Origin of the sequence: Sporolituus thermophilus DSM 23256, assembly GCF_900102435.1 — a bacterium.
GTDB lineage: Bacteria > Bacillota > Negativicutes > Sporomusales > Thermosinaceae > Thermosinus > Thermosinus thermophilus.
Map to the genome: position 1 here is coordinate 12,586 of NZ_FNBU01000008.1, position 22,215 is coordinate 34,800.

Annotated in this window: 21 protein-coding genes and 1 riboswitch; of the genes, 18 read left to right on the forward strand and 3 right to left on the reverse strand. The window is 56.7% G+C overall.

The genetic code is table 11. From position 1 onward, the window contains the following. Position 1: 1 nt before the first annotated feature. The 11 genes from hisC to BLQ99_RS06280 all read left to right on the forward strand — a co-directional run bounded on the left by hisC (position 2) and on the right by BLQ99_RS06280 (position 9,719). The gene (hisC, locus tag BLQ99_RS06230) at positions 2 to 1,066 is read left to right on the forward strand and encodes a histidinol-phosphate transaminase (protein WP_093689202.1); all 1,065 of its coding nucleotides are present in this window, start codon (positions 2 to 4) and stop codon (positions 1,064 to 1,066) included. Continuing rightward, positions 1,063 to 1,650 carry an imidazoleglycerol-phosphate dehydratase HisB gene (gene hisB, locus BLQ99_RS06235; RefSeq protein ID WP_093689204.1) on the forward strand — a complete coding sequence of 196 codons (588 nt, stop codon included), beginning with the start codon at positions 1,063 to 1,065 and terminating at the stop codon, positions 1,648 to 1,650. The genes hisC and hisB overlap by 4 nt, the downstream gene beginning before the upstream one ends. A gap of 16 nt (positions 1,651 to 1,666) precedes the next feature. Continuing rightward, entirely contained in the window at positions 1,667 to 2,272 is a 606-nt protein-coding gene (gene hisH / locus BLQ99_RS06240) for an imidazole glycerol phosphate synthase subunit HisH (RefSeq protein ID WP_093689206.1), read from the forward strand. Beyond that, the gene (hisA, locus tag BLQ99_RS06245) at positions 2,272 to 3,006 is read left to right on the forward strand and encodes a 1-(5-phosphoribosyl)-5-[(5-phosphoribosylamino)methylideneamino]imidazole-4-carboxamide isomerase (protein WP_093689208.1); all 735 of its coding nucleotides are present in this window, start codon (positions 2,272 to 2,274) and stop codon (positions 3,004 to 3,006) included. Before hisH ends, hisA begins: the two co-directional genes overlap by 1 nt. Beyond that, positions 3,006 to 3,764 carry an imidazole glycerol phosphate synthase subunit HisF gene (gene hisF, locus BLQ99_RS06250; protein WP_093689210.1) on the forward strand — a complete coding sequence of 253 codons (759 nt, stop codon included), beginning with the start codon at positions 3,006 to 3,008 and terminating at the stop codon, positions 3,762 to 3,764. The genes hisA and hisF overlap by 1 nt, the downstream gene beginning before the upstream one ends. Then, complete coding sequence (hisIE, locus tag BLQ99_RS06255; RefSeq protein WP_093689212.1) at positions 3,761 to 4,420, forward strand: bifunctional phosphoribosyl-AMP cyclohydrolase/phosphoribosyl-ATP diphosphatase HisIE; 660 nt, start codon at positions 3,761 to 3,763, stop codon at positions 4,418 to 4,420. The genes hisF and hisIE overlap by 4 nt, the downstream gene beginning before the upstream one ends. Positions 4,421 to 4,562: 142 nt before the next feature. Further along, on the forward strand, positions 4,563 to 5,222 hold the full coding sequence (gene sdaAB, locus BLQ99_RS06260; RefSeq protein ID WP_093689214.1) for an L-serine ammonia-lyase, iron-sulfur-dependent subunit beta: 660 nt from the start codon (positions 4,563 to 4,565) through the stop codon (positions 5,220 to 5,222). 12 nt (positions 5,223 to 5,234) lie between these two features. Further along, positions 5,235 to 6,119: an L-serine ammonia-lyase, iron-sulfur-dependent, subunit alpha gene (sdaAA, locus tag BLQ99_RS06265; protein WP_093689216.1), complete on the forward strand. Its 885-nt coding sequence runs from the start codon at positions 5,235 to 5,237 to the stop codon at positions 6,117 to 6,119. Between the two features lie 197 nt (positions 6,120 to 6,316). Next, positions 6,317 to 7,930 carry a peptide chain release factor 3 gene (locus BLQ99_RS06270; protein ID WP_093689218.1) on the forward strand — a complete coding sequence of 538 codons (1,614 nt, stop codon included), beginning with the start codon at positions 6,317 to 6,319 and terminating at the stop codon, positions 7,928 to 7,930. 72 nt (positions 7,931 to 8,002) lie between these two features. Further along, entirely contained in the window at positions 8,003 to 8,767 is a 765-nt protein-coding gene (locus tag BLQ99_RS06275; RefSeq protein WP_093689220.1) for a TSUP family transporter, read from the forward strand. A gap of 52 nt (positions 8,768 to 8,819) precedes the next feature. Then, positions 8,820 to 9,719, forward strand: coding sequence for a LysR family transcriptional regulator (locus BLQ99_RS06280; RefSeq protein WP_093689222.1), 900 nt, complete (start codon positions 8,820 to 8,822; stop codon positions 9,717 to 9,719). A 23-nt stretch (positions 9,720 to 9,742) separates the two neighbouring features. Here the strand turns inward: BLQ99_RS06280 and BLQ99_RS06285 are convergent, their stop codons facing one another. The 3 genes from BLQ99_RS06285 to BLQ99_RS06295 all read right to left on the reverse strand — a co-directional run bounded on the left by BLQ99_RS06285 (position 9,743) and on the right by BLQ99_RS06295 (position 12,560). Beyond that, the gene (locus BLQ99_RS06285) at positions 9,743 to 10,543 is read right to left on the reverse strand and encodes a tRNA 2-thiocytidine biosynthesis TtcA family protein (RefSeq protein ID WP_093689224.1); all 801 of its coding nucleotides are present in this window, start codon (positions 10,541 to 10,543) and stop codon (positions 9,743 to 9,745) included. Between the two features lie 69 nt (positions 10,544 to 10,612). Continuing rightward, positions 10,613 to 11,380, reverse strand: a complete 768-nt coding sequence (locus BLQ99_RS06290) for a DUF4130 domain-containing protein (RefSeq protein ID WP_171904614.1) — start codon at positions 11,378 to 11,380, stop codon at positions 10,613 to 10,615. Further along, positions 11,343 to 12,560 carry a putative DNA modification/repair radical SAM protein gene (locus BLQ99_RS06295; protein WP_093689228.1) on the reverse strand — a complete coding sequence of 406 codons (1,218 nt, stop codon included), beginning with the start codon at positions 12,558 to 12,560 and terminating at the stop codon, positions 11,343 to 11,345. The genes BLQ99_RS06290 and BLQ99_RS06295 overlap by 38 nt, the downstream gene beginning before the upstream one ends. A gap of 160 nt (positions 12,561 to 12,720) precedes the next feature. Continuing rightward, a riboswitch (glycine riboswitch) is annotated at positions 12,721 to 12,807 on the forward strand. A gap of 160 nt (positions 12,808 to 12,967) precedes the next feature. Between BLQ99_RS06295 and gcvT the strand changes: the two genes are divergently transcribed. The 7 genes from gcvT to pcrA all read left to right on the forward strand — a co-directional run bounded on the left by gcvT (position 12,968) and on the right by pcrA (position 22,206). Beyond that, positions 12,968 to 14,065, forward strand: a complete 1,098-nt coding sequence (gcvT, locus tag BLQ99_RS06300) for a glycine cleavage system aminomethyltransferase GcvT (RefSeq protein ID WP_093689230.1) — start codon at positions 12,968 to 12,970, stop codon at positions 14,063 to 14,065. Between the two features lie 3 nt (positions 14,066 to 14,068). After that, on the forward strand, positions 14,069 to 14,455 hold the full coding sequence (gene gcvH / locus BLQ99_RS06305; RefSeq protein WP_093689232.1) for a glycine cleavage system protein GcvH: 387 nt from the start codon (positions 14,069 to 14,071) through the stop codon (positions 14,453 to 14,455). Beyond that, on the forward strand, positions 14,456 to 15,805 hold the full coding sequence (gcvPA, locus tag BLQ99_RS06310) for an aminomethyl-transferring glycine dehydrogenase subunit GcvPA (protein ID WP_093689234.1): 1,350 nt from the start codon (positions 14,456 to 14,458) through the stop codon (positions 15,803 to 15,805). After that, a complete protein-coding gene (gene gcvPB / locus BLQ99_RS06315; RefSeq protein WP_281240874.1) occupies positions 15,802 to 17,271 on the forward strand; it encodes an aminomethyl-transferring glycine dehydrogenase subunit GcvPB in 1,470 nt (489 codons plus the stop codon). Before gcvPA ends, gcvPB begins: the two co-directional genes overlap by 4 nt. Then, positions 17,247 to 18,092 (forward strand): lipoate--protein ligase family protein, encoded by an 846-nt coding sequence (locus tag BLQ99_RS06320; RefSeq protein WP_245690308.1) that lies wholly within the window; start codon positions 17,247 to 17,249, stop codon positions 18,090 to 18,092. The genes gcvPB and BLQ99_RS06320 overlap by 25 nt, the downstream gene beginning before the upstream one ends. Positions 18,093 to 18,235: 143 nt before the next feature. After that, entirely contained in the window at positions 18,236 to 19,879 is a 1,644-nt protein-coding gene (locus BLQ99_RS06325; protein ID WP_093689238.1) for a putative manganese-dependent inorganic diphosphatase, read from the forward strand. Positions 19,880 to 20,004: 125 nt separating this feature from the next. Then, positions 20,005 to 22,206, forward strand: a complete 2,202-nt coding sequence (pcrA, locus tag BLQ99_RS06330; protein ID WP_093689240.1) for a DNA helicase PcrA — start codon at positions 20,005 to 20,007, stop codon at positions 22,204 to 22,206. Positions 22,207 to 22,215: the final 9 nt, after the last annotated feature.

Consider the following 22,215-nt stretch of genomic DNA (forward strand, 5'->3'; position numbering starts at 1 on the left):
CATGAAGGTAAGACCAGGTCTGGAGGTTTTACAGCCATACACCATTGATGACAGGGAATGGGCGATAAAACTGGATGCCAACGAGCGGCCCGCACCTTTGCCGTCCTTGATTCAGGCAGCGGTCCGCGAGCGGTTGAGTGGATTGGCGTTTAACCGTTACCCCGATATGGCCATGCGGAGCCTGCGGCAAAAAATTGCTGCCGTGAGCGGCCTCGCGGCCGATAATGTTCTGATCGGGAATGGCTCCAGCGAGCTCTTAGCCGCCCTTTGTTACACCTTTGGCGGCGCCGGTCGCGGTATTGTCTATCCTTGGCCGTCCTTTTCCATGTATGGCGTCTATGCCAAACTGGCCGACAGTGCGGCGGCGCCGGTCGCGCTGGGCGAGGACTTTGGCGTGGATGCTGCCGCGGTGCTGGCCGCCGCGGAGCGTCACTCTTCCGGACTGATAATTCTATGCAATCCTAATAATCCTACGGGTTCGGTTATCCCGCCCGCCGTTATTGAAAAGATTGTTGCGGCAGCTCCCTGCCCGGTGGTGGTGGATGAAGCCTATTACGAGTTTTATGGTCAATCAGCGCTGCCGCTCTTGAAGCAATACACCAATCTTATCGTGGTACGGACTTTTTCCAAGGCGTACGGTCTGGCCGCCGCCCGGGTCGGCTATTTGCTGGCGGCAAGTGCGATTGTCAGCATGGTTGGCCGGGCGCTGCTGCCGTATCACGTCAATGCCCTGTCGCTTGTCGCCGCGGAAGCGGTATATGACTTGCGGCAGGAACTGGAGCCGGGAATCAGGCAGATTATTGCCGAGCGTGAGCGGCTGGCCGGCGAGCTTGGCCGCTTGCCGGGGATTACCGTTTATCCGTCGGCGACCAATTTTCTCCTCGTTAAAGCGGTTGACGGCAAGCGGATAAGCGCCGGGCTGGCCGCCTGCGGCATCGGTATCCGCGATTTCAGCGCCGCGCCGGGTCTTGCCGGCTGCCTCCGGATCACCGTCGGCACGCCGGCGGAAAATGACGCCGTACTTAAGGTTATGGCCGCAATTACGCAAGGGGGGACGGCGGTATGACCAGAACGGCTACGGTAGAGCGCCAGACGGCGGAAACGCAGGTCAAGGCAACGATTAATCTCGATGGCGCCGGCCGGGCGGAAATTAGCACCGGTATTGGCTTTTTCGACCATATGCTGAGTTTATTCGCGAAACATGGGCTGTTTGACTTGATGGTGGCGGCTAAGGGCGATCTCATTGTCGATGGCCACCACACGGTAGAGGACACCGGGATTGTCCTGGGACGTACGGTTGCCCAGGCTTTGGGTGATAAACAGGGGATTCGCCGCTATGGGACAGCCTTCGTGCCAATGGATGAAGCGCTGGCGATGGTAGCGCTGGATATCAGCGGCCGGCCCTACCTGCATTTTGAAGCCGCTTTTCCGGGCGAGCGGATTGGCGATATGGCCAGTGAATTGGTGGAAGAGTTTTTGCGGGCCTTTGCTGTCCACGCCGCGCTTACGCTCCATGTGCGCCTGCTGTACGGCCACAATGCCCATCATATGGCCGAGGCCATCTTTAAGGCCCTGGGGCGGGCCCTGGACGAAGCGACGCGGTTGGACGGGCGCATTGACGGCGTTCTGTCGACCAAAGGAACGTTATAAAAGGAGGAGAGGCGGCATGATTGCCATTATCGATTACGGTATGGGCAACTTGCACAGCGCCGCTAAGGCTTTTGTCCGGCTAGGGGCCGAGGTGACTGTAACCGACCGGCCGGAAGTCATTGCCGCTGCCGCCAAAGTAGTACTGCCTGGCGTCGGCGCGTTCGGCGACTGTATGCGCAACCTGCACCGCGCCGGTCTGGTGGATGTCATTCGCGACGTCATCGCCCGGGGGGTGCCGTTTTTGGGTATCTGCGTCGGGTTGCAGATGCTGTTTGAAGGCAGTGAGGAAGACCCGGACGTGCCCGGGCTGGGCGTTTTTCCCGGCATGGTGCGGCGGCTGACCGCGCCGGGGCTGAAAGTGCCGCATATGGGCTGGAACAGTCTCGAGTTGAAGCAGTTTAGCCCGTTATTTCAGAATTTGCCGGATCCGGCCTATGTCTATTTCGTTCACAGTTATCACGCCGCTGCCGCTGAAGCGTCCTTGGTTACGGCGGTGACCGAGTATGGCGGTACGGTCACGGCGGCCGTGGGGCGCGGCAATGTTCAGGCGGTACAGTTCCACCCCGAAAAGTCCGGCGCCGTGGGTCTTAGTATCCTGGCCAATTTTAAGGAGATGGTATAATGGTAGTTTTTCCGGCCATTGACATCCGGGGCGGCAAATGCGTGCGGCTGACCGAGGGACGATTTGACGCCGAAACGGTCTTCAGCGATAATCCGGTCGAGGTGGCGGAGCGGTGGCGCCGGGAGGGGGCCGAGTACCTCCATGTCGTCGATTTGGATGGGGCGGTCGCGGGCCGGCCGGTTAATCTTGAGTTAGTTATCGCCATCGCGAAAAAAGTGGATATTCCTGTCCAACTGGGCGGCGGTATCCGCACTCTGGACACCATCGACACCGTTTTGGCGGCCGGCATCAGCCGGGTTATTCTTGGCTCGGTCGCCGTCCGGCAGCCCGCCTTGGTAAAAGAGGCCTGTGCCCGGTATGGCGACCGGATCGTCGTCGGTATTGACGCCCGCGACGGCGTGGTCGCCGTGGAAGGGTGGGGCGTCAGCGGCCAGGTGGGCGCCGAAGAACTGGCGCGGCAGATGGCCACCGCCGGTGTAGCGCGGATTATTTATACCGATATCAGCCGGGACGGCACGCTGACCGGCATTAATGTGGCAGCAACCTGCGCTTTGGCCCGCGCCGCCGGCGTGTCGGTTATTGCTTCCGGGGGCCTGCGGGACCTTGCTGATATTCGTGCCTTGCGCCAGGCCCGGACGGCCGGGATTGAAGGCGTTATCGCCGGCAAGGCCCTTTACACTGGCACTCTTGATTTAGGCAGCGCAATCCGGGTGGCGAAAGGAGAAGAGGCGTAATGCACACCAAGCGCATTATTCCCTGTCTGGACGTAAAAGCCGGGCGGGTTGTTAAGGGGACTAACTTTGTCGGGCTGCGCGACGCCGGCGATCCGGTCGAACTGGCCGCCGCTTATGACGGAGAACTGGCCGATGAACTTGTTTTTCTCGACATAACCGCCTCGGCCGAAGGGCGTCGCACCATGGTGGAGGTGGTGGAACGCACCGCCGCGCAAATATTTATTCCCTTTACCGTCGGCGGCGGCATCCGGACGGTGGCCGACATCCGCGCCATGCTAAAAGCCGGCGCCGATAAAGTGTCGCTAAACACGGCCGCGGTTAAAAATCCGAAACTTTTGGCCGAAGGCGCCAAAAGTTTCGGACGGCAGTGCATTGTTCTGGCAGTAGACGCCCGCCGGACCGCACCGGACCGGTGGGAAGTGTATATTAACGGCGGCCGCACCCCAACCGGGCTGGACGTGCTGGAATGGGTCCGGCGCGGCGTCGCGCTGGGGGCGGGGGAAATACTATTGACCAGCATGGACAAGGACGGTACGAAAGACGGGTATGATATTGCCCTGACCCGCGCCGTTTCCGAGTGCGTCGACGTGCCGGTCATTGCTTCCGGCGGCGCCGGCAAACTGGTGCATTTTTACGATGTTCTTGTCCATGGTAAGGCCGATGCCGTATTGGCCGCGTCGGTATTTCATTACGGGCAGTTTACGGTGCGCCAAGTGAAAGAATACTTACGGGCGCGGGGAGTGGAGGTCAGACTATGAATTGCGAAACCATAAAATATGACGCTCACGGGCTGGTACCGGCCATTGTCCAGGATGCTATTTCCGGCGCGGTGCTCATGCTGGCGTATATGAACAGTGAGTCGCTGGCCAAGACGCTCGCAACAGGCGTCACCTGGTTTTACAGCCGCAGCCGGAAACGGTTGTGGCAGAAAGGCGAAACTTCCGGTCATGTGCAAAAAGTAAAAGACATTTACTATGACTGTGATGCCGACGCTCTCTTAGTGAAGGTCGAGCAGACGGGAGTGGCCTGTCACGAAGGGACTTTTTCCTGTTTCAGCCGGCGGCTGGGCGGTGAGAAATCAGCTGCGGCCCAACACTCTGAGCCGTCCGGCATTTTGTCGGATTTATACCAGGTAATTTTGGACCGCAAAAAAAATCCGCAAGAAGGTTCATATACGACTTATCTGTTTGCGAAGGGACAGGACAAAATTTTAAAAAAAGTAGGCGAAGAGGCCGCCGAGACGATTATCGCCGCGAAGAACCAAAATAAAGGCGAGATTATCTACGAGATGGCCGATTTATGGTATCACTGCCTGGTGCTCCTGGCCCACCACGGCATTACGCCGGGCGAACTGCTGGCCGAACTGCAGCGCCGGCGAACTTGTCAGAGCAACGGATCGCCTGATCACGCTTGACAACGCTACTGGTGACTGTTTTGAAACGCTCACAATCCTGTGCCTGGTTGTCACCGGCAACGTCCCGGTGACAGCCAGGCTGTTAAACGGACAGGCAATGTGTTAGAATAAACTCAGGTGACTATTTACCTGGGGGGATAGCATGCGCGGGGTTTTCGATATTGTCGGGCCGGTCATGATTGGGCCTTCGAGTTCGCATACGGCCGGGGCGGCCCGGTTAGGCCGGATGGCGCTCCGCATTTTGGGCGAACCGCCGACGGAAGCGGTCATTGAGCTGCACGGATCGTTTGCCAAGACTTACCGGGGCCACGGGACCGATAAGGCGCTGGTAGCCGGACTGCTCGGCATGGCCGCCGATGACGAGCGGCTGCGGGACGCGCTCACCATGGCGGCCGGACGCCTGAAAGTTACGTTCGTGACCAAAGATTTAGGCGACGTTCACCCTAATACGGCGGCCATCAACCTAAGCGGCGTATCGGGGCGTAAACTGCGGGTTGTCGGCGCTTCCGTCGGCGGCGGCAATATTGTGATCACCGAAATTGACGGCTATGCCGTGGAACTCACCGGCGAATATTACACGTTAATTACCGTACACCGGGACAAACCGGGCGTGATTGCCCTCGTGACGCATGTGCTGGCGCAAGAAGGGGTTAATATCGCGTTTATGCGCGTTTCGCGGCAAGAGCGGGGGGCTCAGGCCCTCATGATTTTAGAAGCCGATCAACCTATTCCCGAGCACGCTCTCGCCGCCGTGCGGCATGTGCCGGCGGTACAAACAGCCATACTGGTGCCACCCGTATAAGGAGGAGAGTAAATGGGGCGATTTTCACGAATTGCCGAGCTTGTGGCGCTGGCTCAGCAGCAGCAAAGATCTGTCGGTTATATTGTCTGGCAGTACGAAACCGAGCGGAGCCAGCGGCCGGGACAGGAGATATGGGACCAAATGCGCCTCAATCTTGCCGTAATGCGTGAGGCCGTTCAGAGCGGCCTAGCCGGCCGGGAAAAGTCCTTTAGCGGGCTGGTCGGGGGCGATGCCGCGCGGATGAATGACCGGCTACAGGCCGGTTTACCGTTATGCGGCAGCGCCGTTTATAAGGCGGCCGCTTACGCGCTGGCGGTAAGCGAAGTTAACGCCGGCATGGGACGAATTGTGGCCTGCCCTACGGCCGGGTCCTGCGGCATTGTCCCCGGGGCACTGCTGGCTATCGGCGAAGAATTAGGCTGTGATGATGAAACGCTGGTTCAGGCTCTGTTCACCACGGCAGGCATTGGGCTGGTAATTGCCGAAAACGCCTCCATCTCCGGGGCGAAAGGGGGCTGTCAGGCCGAATGTGGGGCTGCGGCCGCCATGGCGGCCGGCGCTATCGTCGAAATGGCCGGCGGTACGCCGCGGCAAGTCGGCCATGCCTTGGCACTGGCACTGAAAAATATGTTGGGCCTGGTATGCGACCCGGTGGCCGGTCTGGTGGAAGTACCGTGCGTTAAGCGTAACGCCTTCGGCGCCGTTCACGCCCTTGTTGCTGCCGACATGGCCCTGGCGGGCATCGAAAGCGTTATTCCGGCTGATGAAGTAATCGACGCGATGTACCAAATCGGTTTAGTCATGCCGAAAACGCTGCGGGAAACGTCGGAAGGCGGACTGGCCCGCACTCCTACCGCCGTAGCCATCGAAAAACGCCTATTTGGCGAAAACGATTAAGCTGCACCGCTTAGGTTGCGGCTTTTTTGTTATTTCCGGCAGTTACTGACATAGGGCGGATTTTGTTAAAAAAAACGATGGGAAAATGGGAAATGCTCCATGATGGGACGGAAGCTTTGCCATATTGCCCATGTTTGGTTTGGCGGCGAAAATATGCTAAAATAGACAAGTTGATTTTAGTTTACGGGAGGTAGCCCATGACGATAGATTTGGCTAAAGAAATTCAGCGCCGCCGTACCTTTGCGATTATTTCGCACCCGGACGCGGGGAAAACGACGCTTACGGAAAAACTGTTGCTCTATGGCGGAGCTATCCACCTGGCCGGTTCGGTTAAGGCGCGCAAAGCTCAGCGGCACGCCGTGTCGGACTGGATGGAAATCGAGAAGCAGCGCGGCATTTCGGTAACGTCAAGCGTATTGCAGTTCGATTATAATGGCTATCGCATCAATATTTTGGATACCCCTGGCCATGAGGATTTTAGCGAAGACACTTACCGCACCCTTATGGCCGTAGACAGCGCCGTTATGCTTATTGACGCCGCGAAAGGGGTAGAGGCCCAGACCAAAAAACTGTTTAAAGTATGTAAACAACGCGGCATTCCGATTTTCACCTTTGTTAATAAATTGGACAGGCATGGCAAAAGTGCGTTTGAGCTGATGGAAGAGATAGAAAAAGTGCTGGGGATCCAGGCCTATCCCATGAACTGGCCCATCGGCATTGATGGCGACTATCAGGGCGTTTATAACCGGCAACTGGCCCAAATTGAACTATTTCAAAACGACGGGTCCCATGGGCAGTGGGTAATGCCTTCGGTGGTCGGCAGTGTGGACGACCCGGCGTTTACCGAGATTATCGGCAAAGAGATACACCAAGCGCTTTGCGATGACATAGCCTTGCTCGATATGGCGGGCGAAGCGTTCGACATTAAACGGGTGCTTAGGGGTGAACTGACGCCCATGTTTTTTGGCAGTGCCATGACTAATTTCGGCGTACGGCCGTTTTTGGAAGAATTTTTGCGGCTTGCTCCGCCGCCGGCGCCGCGCCTTTCCTCGCTGGGCCCGGTTGAGCCGGACAGCGAGCTATTTTCCGCCTTTGTGTTTAAAATTCAGGCGAACATGAATCCGGCCCACCGGGACCGGTTGGCGTTTATCCGGATCTGTTCCGGCAAATTCATCCGGGGGATGTCGGTGTATCATGCCCGGTCGGGCAAAACGCTGAAACTCACCCAGCCCCAGCAATTTTTGGCCCAGGACCGTTCCATAATCGAAGAAGCCTATCCGGGGGATATTGTCGGCCTGTTCGACCCGGGAGTCTTCAGCATTGGCGATACGCTTGTCGCCGAGGGCCATACGCTTGTGTTCGAGGACTTTCCCGTCTTTCCGCCCGAGCGGTTTGCCCGGGTGCAAGCCAAGGATACGATGAAACGCAAGCAGTTTGTCAAAGGCGTCACCCAATTGGCGCAGGAGGGGGCGGTCCAGGTATTCCGGCAGCTTGACGCCGGGTTTGAATCCTTCATCATCGGCGCCGTGGGGCAACTGCAGTTTGAAGTACTGCAGTACCGGCTGAAACACGAGTATGGCGTCGAGCTAATACTCCAGCCGCTGCCGTATGAACTGGCACGGTGGCTGGAGGCGGAGGACGTAGACCTAAAAGCGCTGCGCGGCATGGATAGGAGCATGCTGGTTCAGGATGGGCGCGAGCGCCCGGTAGCGTTGTTTGCGAATGAATGGTCCCTCCGCTTTGTTGAGGAGCATAATCCCAAGGTGCGTTTTTTGCCTGCTCCGCCTGACGCGCCAACGTCCGTCCGTTAGGCGGGCGAACCGCGGTTCGGAGTGTTGCCCTAATATTGCATAAGAGTTATGGCAGGAAAGGAAGAACAAGACATGGAAAATATCAGCCTGGAGATGGTGCTATTTTTGCTGGGCGCCGGTTTTACGGCGTCGTTTATCGATTCGGTTGTTGGCGGTGGTGGCCTTATTTCCCTGCCGGCGCTCCTTCTGACCGGTTTGCCGCCCAATATTGCCCTTGGTACCAATAAGTTGGCAAGTGTGATGTGCACCTTAACCAGTACAATTTCTTTCCTTAAATCGGGTAAAGTCAATATCGGGGCGGTGAAATACCTTTTTCCCCTCTCGTTCTGCGGCGCGGTAGCCGGCGTATACGTCGTCCGCCATATGCCGCCCCAATTTTTGCGCCCCTTGGTCGTTGTTATGCTCATTGTCGTAGCCATTTACGTCCTGGTCAAAAAAGATTGGGGAAAAGAGTCCACTTACCGCGGTCTCACGAAAAAGACCGGTCTGTTAAGCGCTTTGGCAGCCCTATTACTTGGCTTTTACGACGGTTTTTTCGGGCCTGGCACCGGTTCTTTCCTAATTTTCGCGTTTCTCCTGCTTGGGTTTGATTTTGTGGAGGCAGCCGGCAACGCCAAGGTGCTGAATTTCGCCAGCAACATTGCGGCGATCGTTACTTTTATGCTGCTTAAAGCGGTGAACTATCAATACGGACTGATTATGGGGGTTGGCATGATTGTCGGCGCGCTCGCCGGTTCACGTCTTGCTATCCGGCAGGGGGTAGCGTATGTTCGCCCCCTGTTCATCTCTGTGACGGGGCTGTTAATTGGCAAGCAGCTTTGGGATTTAATTCATTAAAAATTTACTGCTCTGCGGGCAAAATCAAACAGGCAAGGAACCGGAGGATGCCATGTTAGACTTACAATTGCTGGTATTTAAAACGGTTGTGGAAAAAAACAGCATTTCGCTGGCGGCGCAGGACCTGCACATGACGCAGTCGGCCGTCAGTCAGCACATTCAAAATTTGGAAAATCATTTCGGTGTTAAGCTCTTTGATCGCTTGCACCGCCGAATTGCCATCACCGCGGCCGGTGAAACGCTCTATCCTTACGCGGTGGAACTTGATACGTTATACCAGCGGGCGCAGAAGGCCATCCAGACTTTAACCGATGATGTGAGCGGCCGGCTGTGGATTGGCGCCAGTCTGACGATTGGCGAGTACATTATGCCAAAAGTGTTGGTCATGTTCCGCCAGCTGTATCCGAATGTGGATATGACCATGGAAATTTACAATTCCGAGCAGATTACCTCCATGGTCATAGATGGTGTTCTTGACGTTGGCTTCATTGAAGGACCGTATCAATTGTCCGGTAACATTTGCGCCGTGCCATGCGGTGGCGATGAATTGGCGGTTATAGCGCCGCCCGGCCACCCCCTGGCATCCGGCGAGCCCTGTGAGCTTGGCGCGCTGCTCAGCCAGCGCTGGGTGATGCGGGAGCGGACTTCAGGTACGCGTCGCTTTTTTGAGCTGTTCGTCGAGAAGGCAGGTTATGCGCTCGACCGTCTCAACGTGGTCATGGAACTGGGCAGTACTCAGGCAATAAAGGAAGCGGTAAAAGCCGGCTTCGGAATTGCCGCTGTTTCCGTTCTGGCCGTGAGCGACGAAGTGGAGCGGGGCGAAATGCGGCCAATTATCCTGAAGGAAGGGCCTGTCCGCCGGGATTTTACCATGATTTACAACGCCGAAAAGTTCTGTACCCTGGCCGTGGAAAAGTTTCTCGCTTTTGCCCCGCAGCATTTTGGCCGATAATAAAACAAAAACCTCCCGCCGGTTTAGTCAGGCGGGAGGTTTTCGCATGGATGCCAAAAAGCATGGTGTTTTTGTTGCATGTCTTGGCGGGGAGGAGGCGCTGGCCATAGTTCAATGAGCGAGCCTTCCCGCATCGCCGCGGCCAAATGGGTGTAGATTAGTTTATTTTTCCGCTCTAAACCGCGAATTAGTTCTTTGATTTCCTGGCGCTTGGTCTTGCCGTTATACGGGCAGGGACTCGGGATAGGCGTAAAACCGTGGTATTGAATGGTGCGGCGCAGTTCTTTTTCCCGGAAATAAATGAGAGGCCGGATGACGGTGAGTCCGGTGCGGTCTAGGTAGGTCTTAGGCAAGAAAGTTTTGATCTGCCCTGAATAGAGAATGCTCATAAGAAAAGTTTCGACGGCGTCATCGTGGTGGTGGGCATAAGCAATTTTGTTAAAGCCGTTTTCCTTGGCAAACCGGTTGATGGCGCCGCGCCGGAAAAAGGCGCAGCTATAGCAGGGGTCTTTGCCCGCATTGCGGGCGATGGCGCCGGCAATGTCGATTTTGAAGGTATGAAAAGGAACGCCCAGGTCGGCGCAGAACGCCGCCAGGCCGGTGGTGGCAAAATCGGTGGAAAACATGGGGTCAAGGGTGATAGCGGCAAGTTCAAATTTGCGGGGCGAATGGTCGCGCATGAGCGCCAGGGCGTAAGTAAGAAATACACTGTCTTTGCCGCCGGACAAACCGATAAGGATGCGGTCGCCGTCGCCAATCAGGTCAAATTCAATGACGGCTCGCCAGAGACGGCTAAAATATTGCTGTGGTAAATGTCGACGCATACGGCACCTCACAGGAAAAAGTTACATAAAATATTATATAAGCTGTGAGAAATTTTGCCAGTGGCAAAATTAGGTGGAAGCCTCCCGCGCCAAGATTTGGCCTTCCGCCAGCCAGTCCCAGTATTTTTTGGGGATAACCCGTTTTGCCAGGGCTATATTTTTACGGGTGGCAATATATTGGGACTGGTAGTAGGTTTCCCAGGCCTGGGTGAACTCGTCGCCGGCAACATGCGCCAGATAATCGGCGACCGGCACGGTAAACAAGCGCCCGTTTTCCAGAGCGAGAGCGCGGCCGTCCAAGAGCAAAACCAATCGCTGCTTGGGGTAACGGTCGGCGAATTTGCGTAGGATTAGGTCGGCCGTGTCATGGAATAGCTTGGGGCGAGCCACGAGAGCCCCGTCCGGGGCGGGCTGAAACCGAATAAACCCCAGCATCTTATGTACTTCCCGGGCGATAGCCCGGGCCCGGTTAATAAATAGCCTGCTGACATCACTTACCCCGCACAGACAGTAAGCATGGCCGTAGCGGAGGGCTTGTTCGGCGGCGGCGAAAATAACGGCGGCGCGGTCAGGGGACGCGTAACGCAGATTGGCGGCAATCAGCCGGGCAAGGGTGCGGCCCGGTGAATCGAGTAGCCAGTTGGCGTCTAAGCCGCAGTTTTGCCGTAACTGCTTTACTAGGCAAGGGAGGGAGGTATGATCGGCATCCAGCTGGTCGGTATACATAAACAGACCAAGCGATTCGTGGTCTCCCTTAAAGCAAGGCAGGTCATTATGGATTTGGGCCAATATCGCCGCTTTAAGTATCGACCCGGGGGTCGGCGAGCAGGAGATCACGATCATCACCCCAGAGGCTGAGTTGTTGATAATGTTCACGTTTTGGCGATTGGAGCAGCCGGCGGTTGCCGTAAAATTTGCCGTTGACAGTGAGAAACGCTAAGGCCCGTTTGGTGACTACCCCGATATTTTTCAGCTGGGCCGGGTCGCTAAACCGGTAGGTGCGCCGTACTTGGACAATCTTGGCCGCTGACCGCGGACCGATACCAGGAACTTTAAGCAGTTCGCGGTAAGAAGCTTTGTTAATTTCCAGGGGAAAATGCTGGGGGTTGTGCAGCGCATAAGCAAGTTTCGGGTCGAGGGATAGATCCAGGTTGCCAGTCGCGTCAAAAACAATATCGTCAATGGAAAAACCGTACAGGCGCAACAAAAAATCTGACTGATAAAGACGGTTTTCCCTAATTAGCGGCGTGGCCTTTACTGTGGCCAGCGGCGTGGCGGCGACAGGTTGAAACGCGCTAAAATAAGCGCGTTTTAACTCGTATTCCTGGTAAAGCCGGGTGACAGACAAGAGAATGTCCCGGTCGCTTTCACCGGCAGCGCCGACGATGTACTGGGTAGAATGGGTGGTATCCTGACGGTGCCGGAGGACGTCGCGGATGCTGGCCATGCCTGACAGCAGCTCGCCGGCAAACTGTTTGGTGCGGCTCAGCCGGGCAAGGTGCGACGCAGTCGGTGCCTCCATATTGAGGGAAATACGGTTAGCCAGGGCGGCGGCTTTTTCAATCTCGGCCGGCGTGGCCCCAGGGATAATTTTTAAATGGATATAGCCGCCAAAGCGATAGCGATAGCGCAGGATTTCGGCAACCTTGATAATCTCTTCCATGGTGCGGGCAGTGGAATGCCAAACCCCTGAGCTCAGAAACAGACCCTCTACATAATTGCGGCGGTAGAACTCCATGAACAGCTTTGCCAGCTCGTCGGCGGCAAAGCGGGTGCGGGGCACGTCGCGGGCGGCGCGATTGGGACAGTAGGCGCAATCGCGTTCGCAGTAATTCGTCAGCAGAACTTTGAATAAAGATATACAGCGGCCGTCGGGAGTGAACGAATGACAGACGCCGGCCGGGCTGGTCCGGCCGATGGCCGGCCGCTGATGTTTGCCAGGACGGGCGGCCGTTGCGGCACACACGTCATACTTGGCGCCTTCGCCCAGTAGTTTTAGCTTTTGCTCTATTTCCATGGCTCCACCTGCACACCCAAGTGTTACTGTATTTATTATAAGAGAAAAACATATGTTTGACAAACATTTGTTCAGGATAAAAATATGGATAATAAACGCAATATTCAGGCAGGAAAAGGGCTCACGTGCAGAGAAACTATATGCAAAAGCATAAAGTTGGATGATGACCGGGGGAGAGACCGCCTTAGGCGGCGCCGAAGGAGCAAACAGGCGAGAAACTCTCAGGCAAAAGGACCCTGGTTTGACACACCTCTGGAGAGAACCGCATGCTGCGGTCACCGAAGGGGAGCCGGATTTAGGCAATCTCTCAGGTAAAAGGACAGAGTAAGCGCCGCGCTTACTTAGTGTCCTTTTTTTCTTTTGTGCTTTTTGGAACAAATAATAATATAGTCTGAAGGGAGGATTTTATGAGCGACAAAAAGACGCCACTCTACGACATCCACGTGGCCAGCGGCGCCAAAATCATCGAATTTGGCGGCTGGCTCATGCCGGTGCAGTATACCGGCATTATCGAGGAGCACCGGGCCGTGCGGCAGGCGGCAGGACTCTTCGACGTATCCCACATGGGAGAAGTGTCGGTCAGCGGGCCGGACGCTACCGCCTATGTGAACAGGCTGGTGACCAATGACGCTTCCCGCCTGGCCGTCAACCAGGTGATGTACACTCCCATGTGCTATGACCACGGCGGGGTGGTTGACGATCTTTTGGTCTATCGCCTTGGCGAACAAGAATATCTGTTGGTGATTAACGCCGCCAATATTGACAAAGATTACGCCTGGATGGTGCAGCACGCGGCGAACTATGACGTTACCGTCAAAAACATTTCCGATGTTACCGCCGAATTGGCGCTGCAGGGCCCGCGGGCCGAAGCCATCCTGCAGCCGTTGACCGATGAAGATTTGAGCACCATTAAATATTATTGGCTGCGCCGGCACGTCCGCGTTGACGGGATCGACTGTCTGATTTCCCGGACAGGGTATACGGGAGAGGACGGTTTTGAAATTTACTGCGCGCCGGAGGAAGCTGGCAGACTATGGAACCGCCTGATGGAGGTCGGCAAGCCGCTGGGACTGGTGCCGGCCGGATTAGGCGCCCGTGATACGCTGCGGTTTGAAGCCGGTTTGCCGCTTTACGGTCACGAACTTTCCGAAAGCATCACACCGCTCGAAGCCGGTCTCGGCGTCTTTGTCAAGTTTGACAAACAGAGCTTTATCGGCTATGAGGCGCTGCTGGCCCAGAAAAACGCCGGTGTCCGGCGCAAAATTGTCGGGATCGAGATGGTAGGGCGGGGTATTGCCCGTGCCGGCTATGCCTGTCATGCCGCCGACCGGGTCATCGGCACGGTGACAAGCGGCACTTATGCGCCCACCCTCGATAAAAACCTGGCCTTAGCTATTTTGGAAACGGAGTTTTCGGCGCCGGGGACGGAAGTGGCGGTGGAAATCCGCGGCAAACTGGTAGAAGCCAAGGTTGTGGCCAAACCATTTTATAAAAGGAGGAAATAAATTATGAATATCCCGCAGGAACTTAAGTACACCAAAGATCACGAGTGGGTTCGCGTCGAGGGGACGCGCGCGGTCGTAGGCATCACCGACTATGCCCAGCATGAGCTGGGGGACATCGTTTTTATCGAGGTGCCCGCCGTCGGCAAACAGGTTAAGGCGCACGGCAATTTGTCCGTAGTCGAATCGGTCAAAGCCGTTTCGGATATTTATGCACCGGTTAGCGGTACGGTGGTGGAAGTGAACGAGGCGTTAAACGACCGCCCCGAAGTGGTCAACCAGGATCCCTACGGGGAAGGCTGGCTGGCCGTTATTGAACTGGAAGACGCCTCCGAATTGGAGGGGCTGCTCAGCGCCGACGCCTACCGTGCGCTGACCGAGGGGGGAAAATAGATGGCCGGGCGCCATTATTTGCCCAATACCGACGCCGACCGGCAGGCCATGCTGGCGGCGATTGGCGTAAGCAGCGTCGATGAGCTTTTCCAGGATATCCCGCCGGCGGTGCGGCTGGGCCGTCCGCTTGATTTGCCGCCGGCTCTGAGTGAACTGGAAGTGCTGCGGCTGATGCAGCAGCGCGCGGCCGAAAATGTCCATGTCGGTCAAATGCCTTGTTTTTTGGGGGCTGGCGCTTATGACCATTTTATTCCCGCCGTTGTGTCGCACCTGGCCGGCCGCGCGGAATTTTATACCGCCTATACGCAGTACCAGCCGGAAATCAGTCAGGGCGGCCTGCAGGCCCTGTGGGAGTACCAAAGCTATATCTGCGAACTGACCGGCCTGGATGTGGCCAACGCTTCGCTGTACGATGGGGCCACCGCCCTGGCCGAAGCGATGAACATGGCTTGTGGAGTTACTGGCCGCAGTAAAGTCGTAGTGAGCGCCGGCATCCATCCGTTTTATCGCCGCGTGCTGGCTACTTACGCCCGCGACCTCGGCTTTGAAATTGTCACCGTGCCAACGGTGGACGGTCAAACGGACCGCGCGGCGCTCAAGGCGGCCGTTAACACGGAAGTGGCGGCCCTGCTTATGCAAAACCCGAACTTCTACGGGGTTGTAGAGGATATGGAGGGTCTTGCGGAGCTGGTGCACGGCAACGGCGGTTTACTGGTTGCCTGCGTCAATCCCATTTCCTTGGCGGTCCTCAAGCCCCCTGGCGCCTATGGGGCGGACGCGGCGGTGGGCGAGGGGCAGCCGTTGGGCCTGGGGCTGAATTTTGGCGGGCCTTACCTTGGTTTTATGGCGGTGCGGGAGAAATACATGCGCCGCATGCCGGGGCGTATCGTTGGCCAAACCACTGATCTTGAGGGCAAGCGCGGTTTTGTGCTGACCCTCCAGGCGCGGGAACAGCATATCCGCCGCGAAAAGGCTTATTCCAATATTTGCTCCAATGAGGGACTGTGTGCCATTACCGCCGCCATTTACCTGTCTGCTTTGGGCAAGCAAGGCCTGGCGAAAGTGGCCCGTCTCTGCCTGCAGAAAGCGCACTACGCCGCCGGGCGCATCGCTTCCCTTCCTGGCTACCGGCTGGCCTATACCGCGCCCTTTTTCCATGAGTTTGTGGTGGAAACGCCGCTTCCGGCCGCGGAAATCAATGCCCGATTGCAGGAAAAGGGCATCATCGGCGGCCTTGATCTGGCCACTGTGGAAGAAGGACCAGCCAACCGCATGCTGCTGTGCGTGACGGAAAAACGGACGAAAGCGGAAATCGATGCCCTTGTGGCGGTATTGGAGGGGATAAAATGAGCCTGACGAACCGCAAGGCCCTGGTGTTTGAACTGAGTAAGCCGGGCCGGATCGGCGCCGACCTGCCGGAGGCCGATGTGCCGGAGCAGGAACTGGCCGCGCTCGTGCCGGCTGCGGCGCTGCGGGAAGCGCCGCCGCGGCTGCCGGAAATCAGCGAGGTAGACGTCGTTCGTCATTATACCGCCTTATCGCGGCGCAACTATGGCGTTGACAACGGTTTTTATCCGCTCGGTTCCTGCACTATGAAATATAATCCGAAAGTGAACGAAGAAGTGGCTAAACTGCCGGGCTTCAGCAATATTCACCCGCTGCAGGATAGCAAGGCCGTGCAGGGCGCCCTGGCCGTCATGTATGAACTGCAAAATTACCTTGCCGAAATTGCCGGCATGGATGCCTGCACCCTACAGCCGGCGGCCGGTGCCCATGGCGAACTGACCGGCCTCAAACTCATCCGGGCGTATCATGAAAGCCGTGGGGAGAAGCGGACCAAGGTCATCGTGCCTGACTCGGCCCACGGGACAAATCCGGCAACGGCTACTGTCTGCGGTCTGGAGACGGTAGAAATTAAGTCCAATCCCGACGGCAGCGTCAATCTTGAGGCCCTGCGGGCCGCCGTTGGCCCCGATACGGCGGCGCTTATGCTGACTAATCCCAGTACCTTGGGGCTTTTCGAGACGCAAATTATTGAGATTGCCAAAATCGTCCATGAGGCCGGCGCCCTCCTTTATTACGACGGCGCTAATGCCAACGCTATATTGGGGATTACCCGCCCTGGCGACATGGGGTTTGATGTGGTTCACTTCAATCTTCATAAGACGTTTTCTACGCCGCACGGCGGCGGCGGGCCGGGTTCGGGGCCGGTCGGCGTTAAGGAAAAACTTATTCCTTTCCTGCCGGTGCCGGTTATCGAGTTTGATGGCTGCCGCTACCGCCTTAATTACGACCGGCCCCAGTCGATCGGCAAGGTCCACGGTTTTTACGGCAATTTCAGTGTCATGCTGCGGGCCTATACCTATATCCGCATGATGGGACCGGACGGCCTTCGGCAGGTCAGCGAGGATGCCGTTCTTAACGCCAACTATGTCATGCGCGCCCTGGCGCCGTACTATAAGCTGCCCTTCGAGCGGCACTGCATGCATGAGTGCGTCTTTGCCGGACTCAAGGAGCACGCCCCGGAGGTTAAAACCCTTGATGTAGCCAAACGCATTCTGGACTATGGCTATCATCCGCCCACCATCTACTTCCCGTTAATCGTTCATGACGCGCTGATGATTGAACCTACCGAGACCGAGAGTAAGGAAACCCTGGATGAGTTCATCGCCGTTATGAAAGAAATTGCCCGCGAGGCGGTTGAGCAGCCCGAGCTGGTAACCGGCGCGCCGCAAACTACGGTGGTACGACGGCTGGACGAAGCAACGGCTGCCCGTAAGCCGGTGGTACGGTGGAAGGAACCACTCACGCCATGAACTGGCGGGTGATTTTTGACGGCCCGCATGATGCCAGGCATAATATGGCCGTCGATGAGGCCATTCTCTGCTGCCATGCCGCCGGGGCGGCGCCACCGACCCTGCGCTTCTACACCTGGCAGCCGCCGGCGCTCAGTATTGGTTATTTCCAGAAAGCGCACGCCGAAGTGGATGTAGACGCCTGCCGCGCCCGGGGAATTGACTTTGTCCGGCGCATTACCGGCGGGCGGGCCGTCCTGCATGACCGTGAACTTACTTACAGTGTTGTCGTCCGCGAGGATCACCCGCTGCTGCCGCCCACCTTGCTCGGTTCCTATCGTGTCCTAAGCCAGGGCTTAATCGCCGGTCTGCGTGCTCTGGGCGTAGCGGCCGAAATGTCGTTGCCGGGAGCGGCCTTTGGGCAAACGGCCCGGCTGCCGAAAAACGGCGCCTGTTTTGACGCGCCTTCTTTCTATGAAATTACCGTTCAGCGCAAGAAACTGCTTGGCAGTGCCCAGGTGCGCAAAGAAGGGGTACTGCTGCAGCATGGGTCGCTGCTCTTTGATTTTGATCCGGCCGCGCTCACTAGTCTCTTAAAGTTTCCTGATGCTGGCGAACGGGAGCGATGCACAAAAGTGTTGCAGGCCAAAGCAACATCATTGCGCCATATCCTGGGAACCGTGCCGGACGCTACGGCCGTGGCCCGCATCATGGCTGCTGAGTTCGGTCGGGCGCTCGGGATTACGCTGGCCGAAGGACGGCTGACGGCTGAGGAAGAAGCGCTGGCGGCCCGACTGGCAGCCGAAAAATTCGGCGCCGACAGTTGGAACTTTAGTAAATAAAGGCCAGATTAGGGCGTACCTGCTTGACCGGGTGCGCCCTTTGGCGTTACGATAAACTTTGGCCGTTTTGGTCGGTCGCAGTCTTCTTGTTTATTTTGGGTATAATACTGCGGAAGAGCTACCAGTGAAGCAAGGAGGAGTCCATGGCGAAACCTGTGTATGTGATCGGACATCGTATTCCTGACACCGATTCCATCTGCTCCGCCATTGGCTATGCCCATTTGAAGCAGGCCCTCGGCGAACATGCCGTACCGGCCAGAGCGGGCAAGATCAATGCGGAGACGAAGTTTGTCCTGGAATATTTCGGCGTTAAGGCGCCGGAGCTGATTAATGACTTTTATCCCCGCGTCAAAGATATCATGACCGACCGCGTGGTGACGGTCCGCCCCCAAAGCACTGTGCGCGAGCTGGGCCAACTAATGAAGCAGCATAATGTCAAATCTGTCCCCGTGACAGAAAGTGACGGCGCCCTGGTCGGTATCGTCACGGTCGGCGATTTGGCGAAACGCTATTTTGACGAACTGGAAATGCAGGATTTATCCGAGGCAGGCGTAGACTATGCCAGCGTGCTCAGGGCGCTGGACGGCCGGCTGGTCTGCGGTCAAAAGCTCGAATGGCCGGTAACTGGCAAAGTGCGGATTGCGGGGGCGCGGACGCAGACGATGGCCCAATTGGTAGAACCGGGCGACATTGTGCTGGTAGGCGACCGGAATAAGGCTCAACTAGTCTCCATAGAACAAGGCATCGCCTGCCTGGTGGTAACCGGCGGCGCCGCGGTTACGGACGCGGTAGAGCAGGCCGCCCGTAGCCGGGGCGTGATTATTATCAGCACTGCTTATGATACTTACACTTGTGCCCGGTTAATCAACCAGAGCATTCCGGTGCGCATGATAATGCAGACCAAGGTTGTCGCGTTTAAGCCTACCGACTTAGTAGCCGATATCAAAAGCGTCATCGTGGCCACCAATCACCGTAATTATCCGGTAGTGGAAAACGGACGCCTTATCGGACTGATCAACCGGGACCGCCTGATTGTGCCCGAACGGGAAAAGGTCATCCTGGTAGACCACAATGAGCCGGGCCAGGCGGCAGAGGGCATTGAAGAAACCCAGATCGTTGAGATTATTGACCATCATCGCCTGGGCGGGCTGGAAACAAGTGAGCCTATTTTCATCCGCCACGAGCCGGTAGGAGCGACGGCCACCATCGTGGCCAACATGTACTGGCACCGCCATATCGATCTTCCGCCACAAATTGCCGGACTGCTGCTGGCCGCCATTCTTTCCGACACGCTGCTGTTTAAATCGCCGACGGCTACGTCCAAGGACCGGGAGACAGCCGAGAAGCTGGCGATTGTGGCCGGGCTGGATATTCAGGAGTTTGGCCGGGCAGTCCTGAAGGCGGGTTCAAGTATTGCCGGCTTATCCCCGGCCGAGTTGGTCCAGAGCGACCTCAAGGAATTTTTGATTGGCGAATACCGGGTCGCGATCGCCCAGGTTTCGGTGATGGAACCAGCCGAGCTGCTCGGCTTAAAGGGCGAACTGCTGCAGGCGATGCAGTCGCTACGGACCAAAGAAACCTACGACTTGGTGCTGCTCATGATCACCGACATCTTAAGCGAAGCCACCCATCTTGTCTTTGTGGGCCAGCCGGCGGCATTGGTCAGCCAGGCTTTTGGCCAGCCGGCCCGCGAAGGGGTACTTTATCTGCCCGGCGTCATGTCCCGGAAAAAACAGGTTGTGCCGCCCCTGGTCGAGGCGGCGCGCGCAAAAGTTGGCGCCCCGTAAGGGTTCGCCGCTTTTTTGTCCTGACGGAAACCCCAAAATCGACAGGAAAACCGCGCTTTGTGGAGAAAATATTTATATTTATGTTTATGTTTATGGATAATGTTGCCTGATAACCGGGAGGAAAAATGCGAAACCTATTCGATAGATTGAACGAGAAGCAGTTAGAAGCCGTCACCCATATTAACGGGCCGCTTTTGGTGCTGGCCGGAGCGGGGTCAGGCAAGACGCGGGTCTTGACTTGCCGCATAGCCTATCTGCTTGAACAAGGTGTACGGCCGTATAATATTTTGGCGATTACCTTTACCAATAAGGCGGCCGCCGAGATGCGCGAGCGGGTCAACGCGATGGTGGGCATACAGGCCAAGGAAGTGTGGCTGAGCACTTTTCACGCCTTCTGCGCCCGTTTTTTGCGCATGGAAATCGAGCATTTGGCAGGGTTTAGCCGCAATTTTGTCATTTATGATGCGTCTGATGCCTTAGCCTTGGTAAAAAGCTGCCTGAAAGAACTCAACCTGGACGAAAAACATTTTCCGCCCTCCGGTTTGCAGGCCGCTATTTCCAATGCCAAGAACGCTCTGCAGGACGCTACAGACTTTGCCGTGCAGGCGGATAATTTTTATGGGCAAAAAGTAGCCGAGGTCTATCGCCTCTATCAGCAGAAACTGCAGCAAAACAATGCGGTTGACTTTGACGACCTGCTGCTATTGGCCGTGCGCCTGCTGGAACGAAATGAGGAGGTACGCCGCCGCTACCAGGATAAATTTCAGTATATCCTGATTGATGAGTACCAGGACACTAACCGGGCGCAGTATCTGCTCGCCCGCCTTTTGGCCGCCAAACACCGCAACATCTGCGTGGTTGGCGACGCCGACCAAAGCATTTACGCCTGGCGGGGGGCCGATATTCGCAACATCCTCGACTTTGAAGCCGATTATCCCGATGCCAAAGTTATCAAATTAGAGCAAAATTACCGTTCAACCCAGACCATTCTCGCCGCCGCCAATGCCGTTATTGAAAACAACATCGGCCGCAAACCCAAGGCGCTGTGGACGGAAAATCCCCGCGGCGAGCCGATAACCCATTACCTGGCCTTTGATGAGCGGGACGAAGCCCGGTTTATCGCTGACACCATTGCCAAGCTCCATGTGGTGTACCGGGCGTCGTACGGCCATATGGCTGTCTTGTACCGCACCAACGCCCAGTCGCGCGTCATCGAGGAAGCCTTGATGAAAAACGGCATTCCCTACACCATCGTTGGCGGCGTCAAGTTTTATGACCGCAAAGAAATCAAGGATATTCTGGCATATTTGCGCGTTATCCTGAACCCGGCCGACACAGTCAGCCTGCTGCGCATCATCAATGTGCCGCGGCGGGGCATTGGCGATACAACGATTGCCCGTCTGACCGATTATGCCGTGCAAAACGGGATTTCCCTGTTTGACGTGGTGTCCAATCCCGACATGGTGCCCGATTTGACGGCCCGGGCCAAGCGGCCGCTCGAAAATCTCGCCGAACTGATTTTTAACTTGATTGCCGTTAAAGACCAGTTGCCGGTAGCTGACTTAATTGAACAAGTGATGCAGGATTCGGGCTATCTGGCCGAACTGGAAAAAGAGCAGACGCCGCAGGCCGAAGGGCGTATCGAGAACCTGCGGGAGCTATTGTCTGTTGCCAAAGAATTTGCCACGACGGCCGCCGAAGACACCCTGGAAAACTTCCTGGCCCATGTGGCGTTGGTGTCCGATATTGATACGGCAGAACTGGCGGACGAGCGGGTAACGCTGATGACCCTCCATTCGGCCAAGGGACTGGAATTCCCTTATGTTTTTCTGGCCGGCATGGAAGAAGGGATTTTTCCGCACAGCCGCACCCTAATGGACGAAGAAGAGATCGAGGAAGAGCGGCGGCTATGCTATGTAGGCATCACGCGGGCTGAGCGCAAACTGTACCTAACCAATGCCCGACTGCGCACGATCTATGGCAACACGGTCATGTACCCCCCGTCCCGCTTCTTGGCCGAAATTCCGGAAGAACTATTCGAGCGGCATGGTGGCCCTTCGCGGCAGGCTACCGCCAGTGCAGTTACCAGGCCTATGGCGTCGGCGCCTTTTCGCCCGGCGCCGGGTAGTCCGGCAGCCACTGCCACTAGCCGCCCAGCCGCGCGGGAATGGCGGATAGGGGATAAAGCCCAGCACGCCAAGTGGGGAGTGGGGACGGTTGTGGCCGTGCGAGGCAGTGGTGACAACCAGGAAGTGCATGTTGCATTCCCCGGGCAGGGAGTGAAGCAATTGATGGTTAAATTCGCCCCCCTGACGAAAGTTGAGTAACGGAGGACT